Origin of the sequence: Microbacterium sp. EF45047, assembly GCF_028472845.1 — a bacterium.
GTDB lineage: Bacteria > Actinomycetota > Actinomycetes > Actinomycetales > Microbacteriaceae > Microbacterium > Microbacterium neungamense.
In genome coordinates this window covers 1,872,506-1,892,240 of sequence record NZ_CP069429.1, presented here as the reverse complement: position 1 = coordinate 1,892,240, position 19,735 = coordinate 1,872,506, and the positions used below count along the sequence as shown (strand labels likewise).

At 72.2% G+C, this 19,735-nt stretch carries 17 protein-coding genes and 2 pseudogenes; 10 read left to right on the top strand and 9 right to left on the bottom strand.

Features of this window, described 5'->3' with window-relative positions; all coding sequences use genetic code 11:
- The first annotated feature begins 77 nt into the window (after window positions 1-77).
- From JRG78_RS09180 to JRG78_RS09170, 3 genes are all read left to right on the top strand, one after another.
- On the top strand, window positions 78-401 hold the full coding sequence (locus JRG78_RS09180) for a DUF7882 family protein (RefSeq protein WP_259608191.1): 324 nt from the start codon (window positions 78-80) through the stop codon (window positions 399-401).
- Window positions 402-480: 79 nt separating this feature from the next.
- Complete coding sequence (locus tag JRG78_RS09175) at window positions 481-807, top strand: DUF7882 family protein (protein ID WP_259608190.1); 327 nt, start codon at window positions 481-483, stop codon at window positions 805-807.
- A 116-nt stretch (window positions 808-923) separates the two neighbouring features.
- Window positions 924-2,036, top strand: coding sequence for a fatty acid desaturase family protein (locus JRG78_RS09170; protein WP_259608189.1), 1,113 nt, complete (start codon window positions 924-926; stop codon window positions 2,034-2,036).
- A 44-nt stretch (window positions 2,037-2,080) separates the two neighbouring features.
- Here the strand turns inward: JRG78_RS09170 and pgi are convergent, their stop codons facing one another.
- Window positions 2,081-3,766, bottom strand: a complete 1,686-nt coding sequence (gene pgi / locus JRG78_RS09165; protein ID WP_259606390.1) for a glucose-6-phosphate isomerase — start codon at window positions 3,764-3,766, stop codon at window positions 2,081-2,083.
- Window positions 3,767-3,792: 26 nt separating this feature from the next.
- The gene (locus JRG78_RS09160) at window positions 3,793-4,389 is read right to left on the bottom strand and encodes a GNAT family N-acetyltransferase (RefSeq protein ID WP_259606389.1); all 597 of its coding nucleotides are present in this window, start codon (window positions 4,387-4,389) and stop codon (window positions 3,793-3,795) included.
- A gap of 51 nt (window positions 4,390-4,440) precedes the next feature.
- On the opposite strand from JRG78_RS09160, the gene JRG78_RS09155 reads away from it, so the two are divergent.
- The 5 genes and pseudogenes from JRG78_RS09155 to JRG78_RS09135 form a co-directional block, all read left to right on the top strand.
- Window positions 4,441-5,370 (top strand): aldo/keto reductase, encoded by a 930-nt coding sequence (locus tag JRG78_RS09155; RefSeq protein WP_259606388.1) that lies wholly within the window; start codon window positions 4,441-4,443, stop codon window positions 5,368-5,370.
- Window positions 5,371-5,406: 36 nt separating this feature from the next.
- Window positions 5,407-6,258 carry a sulfurtransferase gene (locus JRG78_RS09150; protein WP_259606387.1) on the top strand — a complete coding sequence of 284 codons (852 nt, stop codon included), beginning with the start codon at window positions 5,407-5,409 and terminating at the stop codon, window positions 6,256-6,258.
- Window positions 6,259-6,323: 65 nt separating this feature from the next.
- Window positions 6,324-6,710 carry a PLDc N-terminal domain-containing protein gene (locus JRG78_RS09145; RefSeq protein ID WP_259606386.1) on the top strand — a complete coding sequence of 129 codons (387 nt, stop codon included), beginning with the start codon at window positions 6,324-6,326 and terminating at the stop codon, window positions 6,708-6,710.
- Window positions 6,710-7,060, top strand: a pseudogene (locus JRG78_RS09140) (NAD-dependent epimerase/dehydratase family protein); the annotation flags it as partial. The gene JRG78_RS09145 and the pseudogene JRG78_RS09140, both read left to right, overlap by 1 nt.
- 361 nt (window positions 7,061-7,421) lie before the next feature.
- Window positions 7,422-7,889 (top strand): annotated as a pseudogene (locus JRG78_RS09135) (sugar phosphate isomerase/epimerase family protein); the annotation flags it as partial.
- 7 nt (window positions 7,890-7,896) lie between these two features.
- On the opposite strand, the gene JRG78_RS09130 reads toward JRG78_RS09135, so the two are convergent.
- The 7 genes from JRG78_RS09130 to hrpA form a co-directional block, all read right to left on the bottom strand.
- A complete protein-coding gene (locus tag JRG78_RS09130) occupies window positions 7,897-8,379 on the bottom strand; it encodes a heme-degrading domain-containing protein (protein WP_259606385.1) in 483 nt (160 codons plus the stop codon).
- A 38-nt stretch (window positions 8,380-8,417) separates the two neighbouring features.
- Window positions 8,418-9,335 (bottom strand): NYN domain-containing protein, encoded by a 918-nt coding sequence (locus JRG78_RS09125; protein WP_259606384.1) that lies wholly within the window; start codon window positions 9,333-9,335, stop codon window positions 8,418-8,420.
- 57 nt (window positions 9,336-9,392) lie between these two features.
- Window positions 9,393-10,373 (bottom strand): Gfo/Idh/MocA family protein, encoded by a 981-nt coding sequence (locus JRG78_RS09120; RefSeq protein ID WP_259606383.1) that lies wholly within the window; start codon window positions 10,371-10,373, stop codon window positions 9,393-9,395.
- A gap of 66 nt (window positions 10,374-10,439) precedes the next feature.
- Window positions 10,440-11,732 (bottom strand): O-acetylhomoserine aminocarboxypropyltransferase/cysteine synthase family protein, encoded by a 1,293-nt coding sequence (locus JRG78_RS09115; RefSeq protein ID WP_259606382.1) that lies wholly within the window; start codon window positions 11,730-11,732, stop codon window positions 10,440-10,442.
- 67 nt (window positions 11,733-11,799) lie between these two features.
- Window positions 11,800-12,744 (bottom strand): quinone oxidoreductase family protein, encoded by a 945-nt coding sequence (locus JRG78_RS09110; RefSeq protein WP_259606381.1) that lies wholly within the window; start codon window positions 12,742-12,744, stop codon window positions 11,800-11,802.
- Window positions 12,745-12,753: 9 nt separating this feature from the next.
- The gene (locus JRG78_RS09105) at window positions 12,754-13,548 is read right to left on the bottom strand and encodes an EamA family transporter (RefSeq protein WP_259606380.1); all 795 of its coding nucleotides are present in this window, start codon (window positions 13,546-13,548) and stop codon (window positions 12,754-12,756) included.
- A gap of 16 nt (window positions 13,549-13,564) precedes the next feature.
- Window positions 13,565-17,596: an ATP-dependent RNA helicase HrpA gene (gene hrpA / locus JRG78_RS09100; RefSeq protein ID WP_432806408.1), complete on the bottom strand. Its 4,032-nt coding sequence runs from the start codon at window positions 17,594-17,596 to the stop codon at window positions 13,565-13,567.
- Between the two features lie 39 nt (window positions 17,597-17,635).
- On the opposite strand from hrpA, the gene JRG78_RS09095 reads away from it, so the two are divergent.
- Window positions 17,636-18,811, top strand: coding sequence for a heparan-alpha-glucosaminide N-acetyltransferase domain-containing protein (locus tag JRG78_RS09095; protein ID WP_272653330.1), 1,176 nt, complete (start codon window positions 17,636-17,638; stop codon window positions 18,809-18,811).
- A gap of 70 nt (window positions 18,812-18,881) precedes the next feature.
- A complete protein-coding gene (locus JRG78_RS09090) occupies window positions 18,882-19,718 on the top strand; it encodes an aldo/keto reductase (protein WP_259606378.1) in 837 nt (278 codons plus the stop codon).
- Window positions 19,719-19,735: the final 17 nt, after the last annotated feature.

Genomic DNA, 19,735 nt, shown 5'->3' with positions numbered 1-19,735 from the left:
GGTATCTTGAGCCCGCCGGTGTCAAGAAACGTCCGGCACGCATGGTGCCGGCGCCCCGCGAGGAGTGTCGTCCTGACATGGGGAGAATCATCTATGACGGGTCCGAATACCCGATCGAAATCGACGATCGGACCCTTGCGCACCTCAAGGTCGTGATCGCGACCAAGCTGCGCCGGAACGAGGCGTTCACGTTCTCGTGGGTGCATCCGGACAGCGACAACGGCGGCAGGTCGACGATCTGGCTGCATCCGTCCATCCCGCTGCGCTTCGTCTTCGAGGATCCGAAGCCGCCCGCACTCAATCGCGAGTGGATCGAGCGGCTCATGCACTCCGCGAACTCGAGCGGCGGTATCACCTTGCTGGAGGAGAACGTCCCCGAGAACGTGTCCGAAGCCGTGTGAGCGAACCCGATCTGTCGCGACTGTGTCGGGCGCGTTACATGATGCCGCCGAAACGCTCCTGGTGCGCTACGGTCGGCATATGGGCGCACTTTTCTACGGTCAGTCCGACGACCCGATACACATCGATGATCGCGCGCTGGCGCACCTGAAGGTGGTCATCGCAACGAAGCTCCGCCGCCAGGAGAGCTTCACGCTGTCCTGGCGGCATTCGGACGGGGACGCACCCGGCCGGTCGACGATCTGGATGCACCCGTCCATCCCGCTGCGGTTCGAATTCGAGGAGTCGGAACCGCCCCAGCTGAACCGTGAGTGGATCGAGCGGCTGATGCACCTCGCGAACACGACCGGCGGCATCATGCTCGTCGACGAGGTGATCGATCCGGACCAGAGTCTCGCAACGGCCTGAGCGGCCCCGGCGCGTATGCCCATGCCTGCATACGCAGGCGCGTAGCCTGGCATCAGCGATCGGCATCCGCCTTTGGCTTCCACAGCTCAAGGGCTTCCGATCGGCAGGAGAAGGCCATCTCTCTCACCCAGACCGCTCCCCCCACCGCCACTCTCGGCCCCGTCCGGCAGACGTACGCCGGCACCGCGGACTTCCCGCCGATGGCGAAGGCGTACAACCAGGTCTCGCAGGTGGTGCGCGAGACCGGCCTGCTGCGCCGCACCCCGGTGTTCTACGGTCTCGTCGCCGCCGGCATCCTGCTGGGCTTCGCCGGATGCATCGCCGGGTTCCTCCTGCTCGGCGACAGCTGGTTCCAGCTGCTGATCGCGGGGGCCCTGGGCATCCTGTTCACGCAGGTCGCGTTCCTCGCGCATGAGGCGGCACACCGTCAGATCCTCTCCAGCGGGCCCGCGAACTTCCGGCTCGCGCGCATCCTCGCCGGCATCGTCGGCATGAGCTACTCCTGGTGGGACTCCAAGCACACCCGGCACCATGGCAACCCGAACCGGGTCGGCAAGGATCCGGACATCGAGGTCGACACCATCTCGTTCCTCGACACGGATGCCGCGCGCTCGCGCGGTCTCACCCGGCTGATCACCCGCAGACAGGGCTGGCTGTTCTTCCCGCTGCTCACCCTCGAGGGGCTGAACCTGCACGTCCTCGGCCTCAAGCACCTCGTCTCGCGGGGCCCGGTGAAGGGCCGCTGGACCGAGCTCGGCCTCATCGCCGCGCGCTTCGCGCTCCTGCTCACCCCGATCTTCCTGCTGCTGCCGCTGGGCATGGCCTTCGCCTTCCTCGGTGTGCAGCTGGCCGTCTTCGGCGTGTACATGGGCGCGTCCTTCGCGCCGAACCACAAGGGGATGCCGATCATCGCGCCGGACGCGAAGCTCGACTTCTTCTCCAAGCAGGTGCGCACCTCCCGCAACATCAGCGGCGGCTGGTGGGCGACCTGGCTGATGGGCGGGCTGAACTACCAGGTGGAGCACCACCTGTTCCCCAGCATGCCGCGGCCGCATCTGGCGCGGGCGCGCGAGATCGTCCGCGAGTACTGCGCGACCCACCAGGTGCCGTACACCGAGACGACGCTGCTGCGCTCCTACGGCATCGTCATCGCCTACCTGAACCGGGTCGGCCTGGCGGCGCGCGACCCGTTCGACTGCCCCGCCGCGGCATCCTTCCGCCGCGTCTGACGCCGCGCACGGCGGCCCGGTGAGCTCGCGGCGAGAGACACCGCTCAGCGGCTGCGGTGCTGGTGGTAGTAGGCCAGCAGCGCGCGGGTGGAGGGGTCCTGCGCGTCGATGGCGGCGTCGTCGCCCTCGAGGGCAGGGGCGATCTGCAGGGCCAGCTGCTTGCCGAGCTCGACACCCCACTGGTCGAACGAGTTGATGCCCCACACCACGCCCTGCGTGAAGGTGATGTGCTCGTACAGCGCGATCAGCTGGCCGAGCACCTGCGGGGTGAGCGCCGGGGCGAAGATCGAGGTCGTCGGCCGGTTGCCGGGGAACGTCCGCGCGGCGACGAGGGCGCCGGTGGTGCCCTCCGCCTCCACCTCGGCGGCGGTCTTGCCGAAGGCGAGCGCCTTGGTCTGTGCGAGGAAGTTCGCCAGGAACAGCCCGTGCACGTCGCGTCCGCCGTCGCTCAGCGGGTAGGCCGGGTTGACCACGGCGATGAAGTCGGCCGGGATCAGCCGGGTGCCCTGATGGATCAGCTGGTAGAAGGCGTGCTGGCCGTTCGTGCCCGGCTCGCCCCAGAACACCTCGCCGGTGTCGGTGGTGACCGGGGTGCCGTCCCAGCGGACCGACTTGCCGTTGGACTCCATCGTCAGCTGCTGCAGGTACGCCGGGAAACGGCTCAGCTGCTGCGCGTACGGCAGCACGGCGTGCGACTGCGCGCCCAGGAAGTTCACGTACCAGACGTTGAGCAGGCCCATCAGCACCGGCACGTTGCGCTCGAGCGGCGTGGTGCGGACGTGCTCGTCCACGGCGTGGAAGCCGGCCAGCAGGTCCCGGAACGCCGCCGGCCCGAGCGTGATCGCCAGCGAGAGGCCGATCGCCGAGTCCACCGAGTACCGGCCGCCCACCCAGTCCCAGAACCCGAACGCGTTGGCCGGGTCGATGCCGAACTCGGCGACCTTGTCGAGGGCGGTCGAGACGGCGACGAAGTGGTGCGCCACGGCATCCGCCCGGCTCGCGTCGTCCTCGCCCACGGCGCCGGATGCCGCCAGCCGCTGCCACAGCCAGTCCCGGGCCAGCCGCGCGTTGGTGAGCGTCTCGAGCGTGGTGAAGGTCTTGGACGCCACGACGAACAGCGTCGTCTCCGGGTCGAGGTCCGCCGTCTTCTGGGCGATGTCGGTGGGGTCGATGTTCGACACGAAACGGGCCTCGATCCGCCCCGCATCCGCGAACGGGCGCAGCGCCTCGTACACCATCGCCGGCCCGAGATCCGACCCGCCGATGCCGATGTTCACCACGTGCGTGACCTTCTTGCCGGTGACGCCGCGCCACTCGCCGGAGCGCACGCGCTCCGCGAAGGCGGTGAGGGCGTCGAGCACCTCGTGCACGTCGCGGTCCACGTCCTGACCGTCGACCACGAGGGCGGGGGAGGCGCCCGCCGGGCGACGCAGCGCGGTGTGCAGCACCGCCCGGTCTTCGGTGGTGTTGATGTGCGCGCCCTCGAGCATCGCGGCGAACCGCTCCGTGACGTGGGTCTCCTCGGCGAGGCGCAGCAGCGCGGCGAGGACGTCGTCGGTCACCAGGTTCTTCGACAGGTCGACGTGCAGGTCGGCGAGCGGGAACGTGAGCCGCTCGGCGCGCTGCGAATCCTCGGCGAACCAGCGCCGCAGGTCGGGGGAGAAGCCGTCACGGAGGGTGGAGAGGTCGGCCCAGGCCGAGGTGCGAGTGGGGTCGATCGGTGCGCTCATGCGACCAACGTTAGCGTCGCGCCGTGTCAGGCGTGTTTCGCGAGTCGCGCCTCCAGGTTCGCCTCCACGGCCGGCCACTCGGGCTCGATGATCGAGTACTCCACGCTGTCGCGGAGAGCGCCGTTGCGGTAGCGGCCGATCGCCCGCATCACGCCGTCCTGCTTCGCGCCCAGTCGCTCGATGGCGGCCCGGGACTGGAAGTTCACCCACTGCGTGGTGAAGCCGACCCGGTACACGCCCAGCGTCTCGAAGGCGTGCCGCAGCAGCAGCAGCTTCGACTCGGCGTTCGTGCCGGTGCCGTGCGCGGACGGGCGGTTCCAGGTGTAGCCGATGTGCAGCCGCGGCACGTCGGCGACGATGTCGTAGTACGTCGTCATCCCGAGGACGCGTCCGGCGGCATCCACCGCGGTGAACGGCACCATCTCGCCCTTCTCCTGGAGCGCCAGCCGGCGCTCGATCTCGGCCTCGATGCCGTCCGGCGCCGGCACCGAGGTGTACCAGGCCCGCCGCCACAGGTCCCCCTCGGAGACCGCTTCGATGAGGTCGTCCCGGTGCTCTCGGGTGAGCGGACGCAGCTCGACGAGGCGGCCGGTGAGGGTGATGGGGTCGATCGCGAATGCCATTCCGCCATTCAACCAGCGCGATAGCGTGGTCCCGACACGGGAGGAGCCCCCATGAAGCACGTCCCCTTCGGCGCCGGGACCGCGCCGGCCGTGATCGCCGGCATGATGCGGATCACGGAGAAGACGGATGCCGAGATCCGCACCCTCTACGACACCGCGCGCGACGCGGGCGTGGACTTCTTCGACCACGCGGACATCTACGGCGGTGACATGCACGTGTGCGAGGACCGGTTCGCCGCCGCTCTGCAGCTGACCGCGTCGGAGCGAGAGGAGATCGTGCTGCAGACGAAGTGCGGCATCGTCCCCGCGCAGGGCATGTTCGACTTCTCCTACGAGCACATCGTGGCCCAGGTCGAGGGGTCGCTGCGGGCGCTGCGCACGGACTATCTCGATGTGCTGCTGCTGCACCGGCCGGACGCCCTGGTGGAGCCGGACGAGGTCGCCCGGGCGTTCGACGAGCTCGAGTCCTCGGGCAAGGTGCGGGCGTTCGGCGTCTCGAACCACACGCCCCGGCAGATCGACCTGCTCCGCACCGCGGTCCGCCAGCCGCTGATCGCGAACCAGCTGCAGCTGTCGATCACGCACGCGCCCATCCTCGCGCAGCCGCTCGCGGCGAACATGCTGGCCGCGGACCAGAGCATCGTCCGCGACGGCGGCGGCATCGTCGAGTACTGCCGCATCAACGGCATCACGATCCAGGCGTGGTCGCCGTTCCAGGGCGGCTTCTTCACCGGCGTCTTCCTCGGCAATCCCGAGTACCCGGAGCTCAACGCCGTGATCGACCGGCTCGCGGCGTCCTACGGCGTCGAGCCCATCGCGATCGCGACCGCGTGGATCACCCGGCATCCCGCGAAAATGCAGGTCGTGCTCGGCACGACGACGCCGGAGCGGGTGACGGATGCCGCGGCCGGCGCCGACGTCGAGCTCAGCCGCGCGGAATGGTACGAGCTGTTCCGCGCCGCCGGGCACATCGTCCCCTGATCGTCCCCCCTGATCGTTCCTGAGAGCGGAGGAGCCATGGTGAACCCCCTGATCCAGGCCGAGGAGCTGCAGCGGCGCCTCGGCGAGGTGCACGTGCTGGACGCCCGCTGGCAGCTCGGCCGCGACGACGGCCGGGAGCAGTACCTCGCCGGCCACATCCCCGGTGCCGTGTTCGTCGACGTGGAGCGGGAGCTCGCGCGGCACGGCGAGCCGCACGAGGGCAGGCACCCGCTGCCGCGGGACGCCGACCTCGCCGCCGCGGCGCGGCGCTGGGGCATCCGCCGCGGGGTGCCGGTCGTGGTGTACGACGACCACCGGATGCTGGCCGCCTCCCGCGCCTGGTGGGCGCTGCGCCGGGCCGGCGTGGCGGATGTGCGTGTGCTGGACGGCGGATGGCCGGCGTGGCTCGCTGCGGGCGGGGAGATCCAGACCGGGGAGGTCGTCGTGCCCGAGGGCGACGTCGAGCTCGCAGCGCCCGGGGATGCCGGCACGATCGACACCGAGGGCGCCGCGCGCTGGCCGGAGCACGGGGTGCTCATCGACGTCCGCGCGCGGGAGCGCTACCGCGGCGAGATCGAGCCGATCGACCCGGTCGCCGGTCACATCCCGGGCGCGCGGAACCTCCCGATCGGGGAGCTGCTCACCGCGGACGGCCGGTTCCGCCCGGCGTCCGACATCGCCGCTGCGCTGGACGGCATCGGCGCCGGCGTCGACACCCCGGTCGCGGCGTACTGCGGGTCCGGGATCACCGCGGCCCAGTTCGCCCTCGCCGGGGCCATCGCCGGCCGCGACGTGACGGTGTATCCGGGGTCGTGGAGCGCGTGGTCCAACACGCCCGGCCGCCCGGTGGCGACCGGGGCTCTCGATCGCCTTCCTCCCGGTCGTTGAGCGAGTCGGTCCGCTCGCGGGCATCGTCCGACGACCGGGAGTCGCCGGTCGTCTACCCTGAGACCATGCCGTTCCTGTTCACCCTGCTGACCATCGCGCTGATGGTGTTCGCCCTCGTCGACATCATCCGGCGGGAGGACGCGCAGGTGCGGTACATGCCGAAGTTCGTCTGGCTGCTTCTGGTCATCCTGCTGCCCCTCATCGGCAGCATCCTGTGGTTCGCCATCGGCCGGGAGTACCCCGACGGCGGCATCCGTCTCGGCGGGCCCGCGCGGGCACCGCGAGCAGTCACGGCCGCCCCTCCGGCGCCGCCGGCGGCGCCGCCGGCGCCCGCCGACACCCGCACCACCGAGGAGCAGATCGCCGACCTGGAGCGCGAGATCGAGGAGTGGCGGCTGCGCGAGGAGATCGCGAAGCGCAAGAAGGAGCGCGGCGAAGAACAGGACGGCTGATGCGGGCGGTCCTCGGCGGCGGCAGCGGCTTCCTCGGCCGCGCCCTGCGCCGCGCGCTTGAGGAGGACGGGTACGAGATCGCGGTGATCGGCCGCGACGGCCCGGATGCCCGGTGGGACGACCCGGACGCCGTGCGCGGACTCGTCGACGGCGCCGACCTGCTGATCGGCCTGGCCGGCCGGAGCGTGAACTGCCGCTTCACCGACCGCAACCGCGAGGAGATCCTGCACTCCCGCCTCGACACCACCCGGGTGCTGCGCGAGGCCGTGGCGCAGTCCGCGCATCCGCCCGCGGTGTGGATGAACGCGAGCAGCGCCACGGTGTACCGCTACGCGCTCGATCGGCCGCAGACCGAGGCGGACACCGAGTTCGACACGGGATTCTCCCCGGACGTCGCGCTGGCCTGGGAGGAGGAGTTCTTCCGCGGCGCGCTGCCGGCCACGCGGCGGGTCGCTCTCCGCATCACCATCGTGCTCGGGGACGGCCCCGCCACCGACCTGCTCTTCCGGCTCGCACGGTGGGGCCTGGGCGGACCGCAGTACGACGGCTGGTGGTTCCCGCACCGCCGATACCGGGGGATCGGGCAGCATCCGACGCAGCCGCGGCAGCCCCTCGGCATCCGCTCTCGCGGCCGGCAGAAGTTCAGCTGGATCCACCTCGACGACGTCGTGGGGGCGGTGCGATTCCTCCGCGACCACTCCGGGATCGACGGTTCATCCGGGCGAGATCGCCTACGATTACTGGACGTCCGTGCGGGCGCTGGAGGCGATCGACCGCCGTCCCGCCTTCGGCTTCAACTGGGATCCGTCCCACATGATGTGGCAGAACATCGATCCGGTCGGCTTCATCTGGGACTTCCGGGACCGCATCTACCACGTCGACTGCAAGGACACCCGGATGCGGCCTCGCAACGGCCGCGCCGGCGTGCTCGGCTCGCACCTGCCTTGGGGCGACCCGCGTCGCGGCTGGGACTTCGTGTCCACGGGTCACGGCGACGTGCCCTGGGAGGACGCGTTCCGCGCGCTGGACGCGATCGGCTACACCGGGCCCATCTCCATCGAGTGGGAGGACGCGGGGATGGACCGCCTGCACGGGGCCGCGCAAGCGGTCGGATTCGTGCGGTCGCTGCTGTGGCCGCCGCCGGAGGCGTCGTTCGACGCCGCGTTCAGCAACCAGTAGCCGGGGCTCAGTCGCGCGCGGTCGCCAGGTGCTGCTCCAGTGCCTCGACGACCAGCGCGTGGTCGTCCGCCTGCGCCAGGCCCGACACCGTGACGCTGCCGACCACGCCGACGCCGGCGACGGTCACCGGGAAGGCGCCGCCGTGCGCGGCGTAGCGGGCCGGGTCGTTCCACGGCTTGTCGAGGAAGTCGGCCCCGGATGCCTTGTGGCTGAGGCCGACCAGATACGAGCTCTGCCCGAACCGGGAGACCGTGTTCGCCTTGCGGGTCGCCCAGCCGTCGTTGTCGGCGGAGGTGCCGGGAAGCGCGGCGTGGAACAGCACCTGCTCGCCGCGGACGATGCGGATCGTGATCGCCAGGCCGCGTTCGCGGGCGGCCCGGACGAGCCAGCTCCCGATCTCCCAGGCCTCGTCGAAGGTGAAGCGGGGGAGCACCAGGCGCTCCTCCTGGGCCCGGATCTCGGCGATCCGGGTGCGCAGCTCCTCGGTCATGGTTCCTCCCTCGGTCTCGAACGCGGCGGCTGTCCTCCTCAGCGCTCGCGCAGGCGCACCAGGCGCTCGTGCCCGGTCTCCTCGAGCTCGGCGATGTCGTCCCGCGACTTCAGGAAGTCGGAGAACGACCGGTAGCCGAGCGCCTTCTCGCTGAAGGACGGGTCCATGCGCCGCATGTGCGTCTTCACCGCCGAGCTGTGCAGCCACTCGTCGGCATCCGCCTTGTCATGCCCGAGACGCAGTGCACGCTCGAGCAGCTGCGTCGCCTCGCCCTGCTCATCGAGCTTCGGCGCGGCCATCGCCTTGCGGGTACTGCCTCCCGTCTTCCCCTCGGCTCGCTCCTTGGCGGGCGCGGATGCCGTCGCGACGACCTCGGCACGCGGCGTCGGGCGGACCACGCCGGGCAGCGAGTCGTACGCCTCGAACTCGTCGCACGCCGCGGCGAGCGACTTCGCGGTGGAACCGGCCACCCCCACGCCGATGACGTAGCGGCCCAGCCGCTTGCAGCGCTGCGCCAGCGGCACATAGTCGCTGTCGCCGGCGACGATCACCACGTGCGTGAGGTCGGGCAGGCGGAACATGTCCTCGACCGCATCCACGGCGAGGCGGATGTCGGCGCCGTTCTTGGCGTACGCGGCCGCCGGGAACAGCTGCACCAGGTCCACCGCGCGCGCCACCAGCTGCGTGCGGTACTCGGCGTTCACGGGCGAGGACCAGTCGGCGTACGCGCGGGTGAGGACGAGCGTGCCGAAGGAGGCGGCGTAGTCGATGATCGCGCCGACCTCGATCATGGCGCGGCTGAGCCGGTCGGCGACCTCGGCGTCGTTCGGGTCGTCGGCGATGCGCTGCCGGTCCTTGCCGTAGGCGTTGCGGCCGTGCACGCGGTCGTACCAGGAGATGACGATGTTGTCGAAGTCCAGGTAGACCGCGACGCGGGCGTCCGTGCTCTCTGCCATCAGGTCGTTCCTCCGTGGGCCATCAGGTCGTTCCTCCGTGGGCCATCAGGTCGTTCCTCACTCACCCGGGTAGGTGACGCCGATCTGGCGCCGGATCTCGTCGAGGGTGCCCATGATGGCGACGCTCTCGGCCACCGGGAGGATGTCCCCGGCGAGGGTGCCGTCGGCGACGAGGCGCTCCGCCGCGAACGCCTGGAACTGCATGCCGCGCCCGTCCACCCTCGACACGTACTCCTCGAGGACCTCGCCGGCCGGCGCGACCACCCGGAACGACGTCGGGGTGTACCAGACCCGGTCGATCTCGATCCGGGCATCCGTTCCCACGACCACCGCCGTGTTCGGCCCCGCCGCGCGCGACGACGAGATGCTGGTCGACACCGCGCCGCCCTCGTGCGTCATCACGGTGGCGACCTCGCTGTCGGCGCCCGTCTCGACGAGCCGGCCCGACGCCTTGACCGAGGTCGGCGCGCCCAGCACGTCCCAGATGAACGAGATCGAGTAGATGGCGAGGTCGAGCAGGGCGCCGCCGCCGAGCTCGAGCGCGTTCAGCCGGTGCGCGGGGTCGGAGGGCAGCAGCTGGGTGTGATCCGCCGTCACCGCGCGCAGCTCGCCGAGCGTCCCCGCCGCGAGGATCTCGCGCAGCCGCACCATGTGCGGCAGGTAGCGGGTCCACATCGCCTCCATCACCAGGAGGCCCTTCTCCTCCGCCAGCCGCTGCAGATCCTCCGCCTGCGCCCGGTTGATCGTGAACGCCTTCTCGACCAGGGCGTGCTTGCCGTGCTCCAGCGCGAGCCGTGCGTTGGCGTGGTGCATCGGATGCGGCGTGGACACGTACACGATGTCGACGTCCGGGTCGGACACGAGCGCCTCGTACGACCCGTGCGCGTGCGGGATGCCGAAGCGCTCGGCGAAGGCATCCGCCGCCTGCTGCGTGCGAGAGCCGACCGCCACCAGGTCGAGGCCGGCGGTGCGGAGGTCGGAGGCGAAGGCGGAGGCGATGCCCCCGGTGGCGAGGATTCCCCAGCGAAGACCGGTCATGCACTCAGACTAGCCCGCGCGGGCGCGGCCCGGCGGGCGAGCGGACGGCACCCCGCGCCCCGGACCTCAGATCCCGGCGAGCGCCCGGTCGAGATCCGCGATGAGGTCGTCCGGGTCCTCCAGACCCGCCGACAGCCGGATCGTCGTCGGCGAGATGCCCGCCGCGGCGAGCTGCTCGGCCGTGAGATGCGAGTGCGTCATCGACGCCGGGTGCGCGACCAGGCTGCGCGCGTCGCCGATGTTCGCAACCAGGCGCCACACCCGGAGGGCGTCGATCACCCGCGCGACCGCCTCCTGCGCGGCCCGGTCGGCGGGGGCTGCGAGATCGAACGAGAACACCGAGGGCACCCCGCGCGGCAGGTACCGCGCGGCGAGGTCGTGCCACGGGTTGCCGGGCAGCCCCGGGTGGTTCACCGCCGCGACCGCCGGATGCCGCTGCAGATGCTGCGCCACGGCGAGCGCCGTGGCGCTCTGGCGGGTCACCCGAAGGTCGAGCGTCTCGATGCCCTGCAGGATCTGCCACGCGTTGAACGGCGACAGCGACGGGCCCAGGTCGTGCACGTACTTCGACTTCACCAGCGGCACGAAGGACTGGCCGATGCCGAAGCGCTCCCACAGCACCAAGTCGCCGAACCGCGGGTACGGAGCGGTGAACTGCGGCCACCGCTCCGGCTCGGCGCCGAAGTCGAAGCTGCCCTGGTCGACCACCACCCCGCCGAGGGAGGTGCCGTGACCGGAGAGGAACTTCGTCGCCGAGTGCACCACGAAGTCCGCGCCGTGCTCGCCCGGCCGCACCAGGTAAGGGGTGCCGACGGTGTTGTCGATCACGAGGGGCACGCCGGCCTCGTGCGCGATGTCGGCGACGAGGCGGATGTCCAGCACCTGCGCGATCGGGTTCGCCACCGACTCGGCGAACACCGCGCGGGTCTCGGGCCGGATCGCGTCCCGCCAGGCGTCCGGGTCGTCCTGGTCGACGAAGGTCACCGGGATGCCGAAGTCGGCGAACGTGTCGTGCAGCAGGTCGACCGTGCCGCCGTAGAGCTGGTTCGCGGCCACGATGTGCCCGCCGCGGCCCGCCAGGGCGAGCAGCGTCACCGCGACGGCGGCCTGCCCGGAGGCCACGGCGGCGGCGGAGGCGCCGCCTTCGAGAGCGGCGACGCGCTCCTCCAGCACCTGCTGGGTCGGGCTGGCGTTGCGGCTGTACAGGTTCCCGGACTTGCGCAGCGCGAACAGCTCCGTGGCATCCGCGAGCGAGGCGAACTGGTACGCCGCCGTCTGGTGGATGGGCGGGATCGCGCCGTTCTGCGGCGTGCCGGGGACGTAGCCGGCCTGGATCTGAAGGGTCGCGAACGCGCTCATGCCGTCCATCATCCGGGCAGGGGCCCCGCCCGCGCCCGGTCTGTTACCGCCGGTTACCGCCGCGGCGTCACGGCACCAGGATGATCTTGCCGCGCGCCGCGTGCTCCTCGATCAGCTCGTGCGCCCGCGCCGCCTCGGCCAGCGGCAGCTCCGGCCCCAGCTCCACCTGGAAGTCGCCGGCCTCGATGAGGTTGATGGTCAGCGGCAGCGCCTCCGCCCGCCAGGCCTTCTCCTCGTCGGTGAGCGGCACCGGGCTGCCGCCGGAGAACGCGCGGATGCCGAAGTCCGCCGCCTCCGGGCCGCGCACGAGCGTCGCGATCCGGTCCCGGTCGGGGACGAGTGCGAGCGAGGTCTGGATGGCCTCGTCCGTGCCGACCACGTCGATCGCGACCGTGATGCCGCCGGGCGCCGCCTCGCGGACCCGCTCGGCGAGCCCCTCGCCGTAGGCGACCGGGATGCCGCCGAGGGCGCGCACCTGCTCGAAGCGCTCCGGGCTGGCCGTGCCGATCACGGTGGCGCCCCACAGCGTGGCGTACTGGACGATCGCCTGACCGACGGCGCCGGAGGCGGCATGCACCAGCACGGTGTCGCCCTTGCGCACGCCCAGCGAGCGCAGGGTCTGGTAGGCGGTGCCGGCCGGGATGCCGAGGGCGGCGCCCTCGGCGGTGGTCACGCCGTCCGACAGGCGCGCCAGGTGCGCGGCCGGCACGGCCAGAGCCGTGGCGTAGGTGCCGACGGTGTCGCGGATCGCGACCCGGTCGCCGACCCCGAAGCCCCGCACGCCCTCGCCGATCGCCGTGATCACCCCGGCGCCGTCGAAGCCGACCCGGCGCGGCCGGGTGATCGGCGGCGACGGCCGGCGGCCGCCGCGCAGCTTCGCGTCGAGGGGGTTCACCCCGGCGGCCTCGATCCGCACCACGACCTCGCCCGGACCGGCGACGGGATCGGGCACCTCCTCGAGGCGCAGGACGTCAGGGGCACCGATTTCCGTGTACACGATCGCTCGAGCCATGGTCCCAGGCTAGTCGGCCGGGATCACCGCCGGGGCGACCCCGCGCGTCTCCTGCCCCGGCGGCGGCGCGAGCACGAGCAGCACCAGCACGAGCCCGATCAGCCCCAGGCCGACCCAGCCGATGAGGCTCAGCCGCTCGCCGACGATGAGCACCGCGAGCACGGCGGCGACCGCGGGCTCGGTCAGGGTGAGCGTGGTGGCGGCGATCCCGAACACCGCTCCCATCGACGCCGCACGGCTCACGCCCGCGCCCATCAGGCGGGTCGCGGCCCACGAGTAGATCGCGTATGTCGCTCCGGCGACCAGGCCGAGCAGGATGCCGGCGAACGTGCCCCACAGCGCGCGACCGGCGTCGCCGTCGAGGGTGGACAGGCACAGCAGCGCGCTGCCGAGGATGCCGGCCGCGGCCGCCGCCACCCACCAGCGTCCCAGCCGCGCGCCGTCGACGACCCGCTCCAGCACACCGGAGGCCAGCGGCGCGGATGCCAGCGAGACCCCGGTCCCGATCGCGACGCCCGCGAGGTGCATCGAGCTGTAGAAGGCGAGGGGGTAGATCGTCACGGACAGGGCGCCGGCCGCCACGAGAGCGCGGTGCTCGTGCAGCCGGACGCGCGCCTCGCGCAGCGGCCGGATCGCCACGGCGGCCTGCAGTACGCGGCCGACGCCGAGCGCGGCCGCGGCGATCGCGAGCGGCCCCGCATCCGAGGCGAACGTCGCCGCCGTCCCGGTCGTGCCCCACAGCACCGAGGCGGCGGTGATGGCGAGGATCGCGAGCAGACGGTGCGGCAGACGGTGCTGGTGCATCAGACGGTGCCGGGCATCAGGCGGCTCCGGCCAGGGCCTTCTGGATGCGCTGCGGCGAGACCGGCTGCGCGGTGCCGAGCCGCTGCGCGAACAGGCTGATCCGGTATTCCTCGAGCAGCCAGCGGACCTCCACGAGCGGCGCCGGCGCGGCGGCGGGGAGGGGGATCGTGCCGCCGGCATCCGCGAACAGCTGCGCCATCCGCTCGAACTCGCTCATCCGGGCGCGGTCCTTCCCGGGAGCCTCGGCCAGCACGCGCAGGCGCTCGAGCATGCCGTCCAGGTAGCGGGGGAGATGCGCAAGCCGGGCGATGCCGGTGGCCGAGACGAAGCCGGGATGCAGCAGCCCGGACAGCTGCGAGCGGATGTCGTTCAGCGGGCCGAGCAGCGCGAGCGAGTTCTGGGCGCGGATGCCGCGCTCGACCTCGCGCGCACGGGTGAGGATGCGCGCCACGAGCGAGACGCACGCGAACAGCTCGTCGACGAGGGAGGCCGAGACGGCATCCCGCACGCGTGCGAAGGCCTCCGCGGTGCGGATGCCGCCGCCGTCCGGGCTCGCCTCGTCGATGATCCGGTGGGCGACCGCGGCACGGCAGTCCTCGATCAGCGCCGCGACGTTCGGATACGGCGAGGCGGCGAGCGCGAGCTTCTCCTGCGCGGTCAGGTGCTCCTGCACGTACGAGGCCGGCGAGGGGACGTTCAGCAGCACGAGCCGCAGCACGCCGTCGCGGGTGGCGGCGGCCGCGGCATCCGCCGTCGCCTCCACGCGCAGCGAGACGGACTTCCCGGCGTCGATCAGGGCCGGGTAGCCGCGGACCACGCCTCCGGCCACCCGGGTGTCCAGCACCGGCGGCAGGTCGCCGAAGTCCCAGGTGGTGATCCCGTCGCGCTCGACCGTCGGTCGTCCCGGACCCTGAGCCTGTCCCTGACCCTGAGCCTGTCCCGGACCCTGAGCCTGTCGAAGGGTTCCTCCGTCACCCGGACCCTTCGACGAGCTCGGGGTGCTGTTGTCGCCCTTCGCGACCGTGCGCGCGACGCTCGCGCGGGAGCGGTCGGCGAGCCGCTGCTGCAGCGCGGTGAGGTCGCGGTCCGAGCCGACCACGCGGCCGCGTTCGTCCACCGCGCGGAAGTTCATCCGCAGGTGCCCCGGCACCCGCTCCATGTCGAAGTCGGCGGCCGAGACGGGCTGGTTCGCGAGCGGCTGGATGAGCTTGGCGAGCGCCTCGCGCAGCGATCGGGGCGGCAGCCCGTCATGCCGCTCGGGCGCGTCCGGGGCGACGTCCTCGCCGAAGCGCTCCGCCCAGTCTGCCGCGGGCACGACGTGCCGGCGGATCGCCTTGGGCAGCGCCCGCAGCAGCCCGGTGATGAGCTCGGCGCGCAGGCCGGGCACCTGCCAGTCGAAGCCGGTGTCCCGGACCTGCTGCAGCAGCGCGAGCGGGACGACGACGCTCACGCCGTCGTCGGGCGCCCCCGGTTCGAAGCGGTAGGCGAGGCCGAGCACCTGGTCGCCCTGCGGCCAGCGCGTGGGGAACTCGCCGCGCTCGCCGCGGTCGGCGTCCTCGAGCAGGTCGCTCTCGCGCATCACGAGCAGCTTCGGGGCGGTGGGGAGCGTGTCGCGCCACCACTTCTCGAAGGAGCGCACATCGAACACCTCGGGCGGGATGCGCTCGTCGTAGAAGCGGTACACGGCCTCGTCGCCGGCGAGGATGTCGCGACGGCGCTCCCGCTCCTCGCGCTTCTCCAGCCGCCGGCGCAGCTCGGCGTTGCTGCGCCAGAACGCGCCGACCCGCTTGTCCAGCCGGGACGGATCCCACTCGCCCTCCACCAGCGCGTGCCGCAGGAACAGCTCGCGCGCGCCGGGTCGGTCGATCCGGGCGAACTGCACGCGCCGGCGCGGCACGATCTCCAGTCCGAACAGCAGCACCTTCTCGAAGGCGACCGCGGCGCCGGCGTCCTTCGACCAGTGCGGCTCGGACACCTGCCGCTTCGCCAGGTCGCCGGCCAGCGCCTCCGCCCAGGCCGGATCGATGGCCGCGACCGTGCGCGCGAAGGTGCGCGAGGTCTCCACGATCTCGGCGGACATCACCGCGCGCGGGCTCTTCTTCCGCAGCGCGGAGCCCGGGAAGATCGAGAAGCGGATGCCGCGCGCACCGCGGTACTCGGCGCCGCGACGGCGCGGATCGGTGCGGGCGCCCTGGCCCTTCGCCGCGGTGCGCTCGTCGAGGATGCCGATCTGGGAGAGCAGACCGGCGAGGATCGCCCGGTGCAGGGCATCCGGGTCGGCGGTGGCCGTCTCACTGGGCGACCGGGAGGGCACCAGGGTGCGCAGCTGACGGTGCACGTCGAACCACTCCCGCACGCGGACGTAGTTCAGGTGCTCGGCGCGGCACAGCCGGCGGAAGGCGCTCGACCCGAGCTCCCGCTGCTGCGCGCGCAGATGGTTCCACAGATTCAGCAGGGTCAGGAAGTCGCTGCCCGGGTCGGTGAAGCGGGCGTGCGCGCGCTCGGCCTCGTCGCGCACCGCCTGCGGGGCGTCGGCGGACGGGCGCTCGCGGACGTCCTGGATGGACAGCCCGGCGACGATCGCGAGCACGTCGCGGAGCACCTCGGGCGAGCTCTTCGCCGCCTCCACCAGCATCCGGGCGAACCGCGGGTCGATCGGCATGCGCGCGATCTCCCGGCCGATCCGGGTGAGGCGCGGCTCGCCCCGGGAGAGGTCGGCCGCCCCGATCTCGGTGAGCAGGTCCAGCGCCGCCTTGATTCCCCGCGAATCCGGCGGAGTGAGGAACGGGAAGTCGGCGATGTCCCCGAATCCCAGCGACAGCATCTGCAGCACCACCGAGGCGAGCGAGGTGCGCAGGATCTCCGGTTCGGTGAACTCCGGCCGCTTCGCGTAGTCCTCCTCGCTGTACAGCCGGATGGCGATGCCGGCGCTGGTGCGGCCGGCGCGTCCGGAGCGCTGGTTCGCGGATGCCTGCGACACCGGCTCGATGGGCAGGCGCTGCACCTTGGAGCGGCTGCTGTACCGCGAGATGCGCGCGGTGCCGGTGTCGATGACGTATTTGATCCCCGGAACGGTGAGGCTGGTCTCGGCGACGTTCGTAGCCAGCACCACCCGGCGGCGCAGTCCCGCCACCGTCGACCTCTCGAACACCCGGTGCTGCTCGGCGGCGGACAGCCGGCCGTACAGGGGCAGCACCTCGACCGGCGCGGTCTGCGAGCGGTACGCGCCGCGCACGGCGTCCGCGGCATCGCGGATCTCGGCCTCGCCGGGCAGGAAGACGAGGACGTCGCCGGGCGCCTCGCGGTCGAGCTCACGCAGCGCCGCGACGATCGCCGACACCTCGTCCTCCGGTTCCCCGGCGGATGCAGAAGCGGACGCTGGGCCCCTCGCGGACGCTGGGCCCGTCGCGGACGCTGGGCCCGTCGAAGCGTCATCGTCTCCTGCAGCCGGCGGCCGGTAGCGGATCTCCACCGGGTAGGTGCGGCCGGAGACCTCGATGATCGGCGCCGGTGCGCCGCCCGGGGCGGCGAAGTGCGCAGCAAAGCTCTCCGGGTCGATGGTGGCGGAGGTGATGATCACCTTCAGGTCCGGCCGCTCGGGGAGGACGCGCTTGAGGTAGCCGAGCAGGAAGTCGACGTTCAAGGACCGCTCGTGCGCCTCGTCGATGATGATGGTGTCGTAGCGGCGCAGCAGCCGGTCGCGGTGGATCTCGTTCAGCAGGATGCCGTCGGTCATCAGCGCGATGCGCGTGGCATCCGACACCTGATCCGTGAACCGCACCTTGTAGCCGACGAGGCCGCCCAGCGGCACCTGCAGCTCTTCGGCCACGCGCTCGGCGATGGTGCGTGCGGCGAGCCGGCGCGGCTGGGTGTGCGCGATCCGCTCCCGCCCCAGCTCCAGGCAGATCTTCGGCAGCTGGGTGGTCTTGCCCGAGCCGGTCGCGCCGGCGACGATCACCACCTGGTGGTCGCGGATCGCGGCGGCGATCTCGTCGCGCGCGGCGCTGACCGGCAGCTCGGGCGGGTACGAGATCGCAGGCGCGGACATAGCCCTCCATCGTATGCCGTCGCCTCCTAGGATTGCCTCATGACGAGCACCGGGGAGCCGGGCCGTGCCGACGCGGCGGCCTCCTGGTTGCGCACCTTCGGCCGGCCGCCGCGGATCATGGGACTCGACGTGGCCCGCGCGGTCGCCATCCTCGGCATGATCGGCGCGCACCTGGGGGACGTGCCGGATGCCTTCCGGCCGGACGACCCGGACAGCTGGGGAAGCGTGGTGCACGGGCATCCGTCCGTGCTCTTCGCAGTGCTGGCCGGCGTGTCCGTCGCGCTGATGACCGGCGGACCGGCCGGGCCCGCACCCGAGCGGCTGCCGTCGCTGCGGCTCGGACTCGTGGGCCGCGGCGCCACCATCTTCACGATCGGCCTGCTGCTGGAGCTGCTGAACACCCCGATCGCGGTGATCCTCACCCTGTACGGGGTGCTGTACGTCGCCCTCATCCCGGTGCTGCGATGGCGGACCGGGTCGCTGTTCGCCGCGGCCGCGGTGCTCGCCCTCGCCGGTCCCGTCGTCACGGCCCTGATCGGGGTGCTCGCGCTGGGCCCGTCCGGGCAGGCGGCCGGGTTCGTGCTGTACGGGTCGTACCCGCTCACGGTGTGGCTGGCGTACGCCCTGGCCGGGATGGCGCTGGGCCGGCTGGGGATGGACCGCGCCGCCACGGCGTGGTGGATGCTGGCGGGCGGCGTCCTCTTCGCGCTGGCCGGGCACGGGCTGGGCGCGATCGGCCGGATGCTCGGGGTGGCCGAGGACGACGCGCGGCCGCCGGTCGACGCTGCGTTCCGGGCCTCCGGCTGGGAGGGTTGGCTCGACGCCGTCCAGGCGGCGGACCCGGGCCGGGTCGCGCTCGCCGCGCTCCTCTCCGTCGACCCGCACAGCGGCGGCACCGCCGACATCCTCGCCGCGGCGGGCATCGCCGCCGCCGTGATCGGGCTGTGCCTGCGGGCGGCGCAGCCGCTCCGGCTGCTGCTGCTGCCGTTCGCGGCGCTGGGATCCATGCCGCTGAGCGCATACACCCTGCACGTGATCTCCTACGTGCTGATGGCGGGGCCGGGCGGGTTCCTCCGCGACAACGGCATCTGGCTGGTCAGCGCGCTGGTGCTGCTGCTCGGCGCGACCCTGTGGTCGATCCTCTCCGGCCGCGGTCCGCTGGAGCGCCTCACCGCCGCGGTCGCGCGAGCCGCGGCATCCGTCCCCACGCGATGAACCCGCGATCTCGGCGCCCGGGCTCTCCGGCGGTGACAGCCTGTCATCACAGGCTCTAGGCTGAGGGGGCATGACGATCCCCACCCTCGAACTCAACGACGGCAACAGCATCCCCCAGCTCGGCTACGGCGTGTTCCTCGTGCCCGCCGACGAGGCCGAACGCGCGGTCAGCGAGGCGCTCGAGGCCGGTTACCGGCACATCGACACCGCGGCCATCTACGGCAACGAGGAGGGCGTGGGCGCCGCGATCGCCAAGAGCGGCATCCCGCGCGAGGAGCTGTTCATCACCACCAAGCTGTGGAACGACCGGCACGACGGCGACGAGCCCGATGCCGCGATCGCCGAGAGCCTGGAGCGCCTCGGGCTCGAGCAGGTCGACCTGTACCTGGTGCACTGGCCGACCCCCGCCCGCGACAACTACGTGCACGCCTGGGAGAAGCTCATCGGCATCCGCGAGCGGGGCCTCGCCCGCTCGATCGGCGTGTCCAACTTCCTCGTCCCGCACCTCGAGCGCATTGTGGCAGAGACGGGCGTGGTGCCCGCGGTGAACCAGATCGAGCTGCACCCGGCGTACCAGCAGCGCGACATCACCGAGTGGGCCGACCGCAACAGCGTGCGCATCGAGTCGTGGGGCCCGCTCGGCCAGGGCAAGTACGACCTGTTCGGCACGCCCGCGATCGCCGAGGCGGCCGCGGAGACCGGCAAGACCCCGGCCCAGGTGGTGCTGCGCTGGCACCTGCAGAAGGGCTTCATCGTCTTCCCGAAGTCCTCGCGCCCCGAGCGCATGCGCGAGAACCTCGACGTGTTCGACTTCGAGCTCACCCCGGTGCAGATGGAGCGGATCGACGCCCTCGACCCGCTCGACGGCACCGGCCGCGTCGGCAGCCACCCGAACGACCTGAACTGACGGCCCCCGGGCTGAGG

What these genes read in the sequence shown, in the direction of transcription:
- JRG78_RS09160 (WP_259606389.1), bottom strand. Translation starts at nt 4,389, where the DNA reads ATGGCATTCGCGATCGACCCCATCACCCTCACCGGCCGCCTCGTCGAG.
- JRG78_RS09095 (WP_272653330.1), top strand. Translation starts at nt 17,636, where the DNA reads ATGACGAGCACCGGGGAGCCGGGCCGTGCCGACGCGGCGGCCTCCTGG.
- hrpA (WP_432806408.1), bottom strand. Translation starts at nt 17,596, where the DNA reads ATGTCCGCGCCTGCGATCTCGTACCCGCCCGAGCTGCCGGTCAGCGCC.
- JRG78_RS09110 (WP_259606381.1), bottom strand. Translation starts at nt 12,744, where the DNA reads ATGGCTCGAGCGATCGTGTACACGGAAATCGGTGCCCCTGACGTCCTG.
- JRG78_RS09125 (WP_259606384.1), bottom strand. Translation starts at nt 9,335, where the DNA reads ATGGCAGAGAGCACGGACGCCCGCGTCGCGGTCTACCTGGACTTCGAC.
- JRG78_RS09105 (WP_259606380.1), bottom strand. Translation starts at nt 13,548, where the DNA reads ATGCACCAGCACCGTCTGCCGCACCGTCTGCTCGCGATCCTCGCCATC.
- pgi (WP_259606390.1), bottom strand. Translation starts at nt 3,766, where the DNA reads ATGAGCGCACCGATCGACCCCACTCGCACCTCGGCCTGGGCCGACCTC.
- JRG78_RS09175 (WP_259608190.1), top strand. Translation starts at nt 481, where the DNA reads ATGGGCGCACTTTTCTACGGTCAGTCCGACGACCCGATACACATCGAT.
- JRG78_RS09150 (WP_259606387.1), top strand. Translation starts at nt 5,407, where the DNA reads ATGGTGAACCCCCTGATCCAGGCCGAGGAGCTGCAGCGGCGCCTCGGC.
- JRG78_RS09090 (WP_259606378.1), top strand. Translation starts at nt 18,882, where the DNA reads ATGACGATCCCCACCCTCGAACTCAACGACGGCAACAGCATCCCCCAG.
- JRG78_RS09130 (WP_259606385.1), bottom strand. Translation starts at nt 8,379, where the DNA reads ATGACCGAGGAGCTGCGCACCCGGATCGCCGAGATCCGGGCCCAGGAG.
- JRG78_RS09115 (WP_259606382.1), bottom strand. Translation starts at nt 11,732, where the DNA reads ATGAGCGCGTTCGCGACCCTTCAGATCCAGGCCGGCTACGTCCCCGGC.
- JRG78_RS09145 (WP_259606386.1), top strand. Translation starts at nt 6,324, where the DNA reads ATGCCGTTCCTGTTCACCCTGCTGACCATCGCGCTGATGGTGTTCGCC.
- JRG78_RS09155 (WP_259606388.1), top strand. Translation starts at nt 4,441, where the DNA reads ATGAAGCACGTCCCCTTCGGCGCCGGGACCGCGCCGGCCGTGATCGCC.
- JRG78_RS09180 (WP_259608191.1), top strand. Translation starts at nt 78, where the DNA reads ATGGGGAGAATCATCTATGACGGGTCCGAATACCCGATCGAAATCGAC.
- JRG78_RS09120 (WP_259606383.1), bottom strand. Translation starts at nt 10,373, where the DNA reads ATGACCGGTCTTCGCTGGGGAATCCTCGCCACCGGGGGCATCGCCTCC.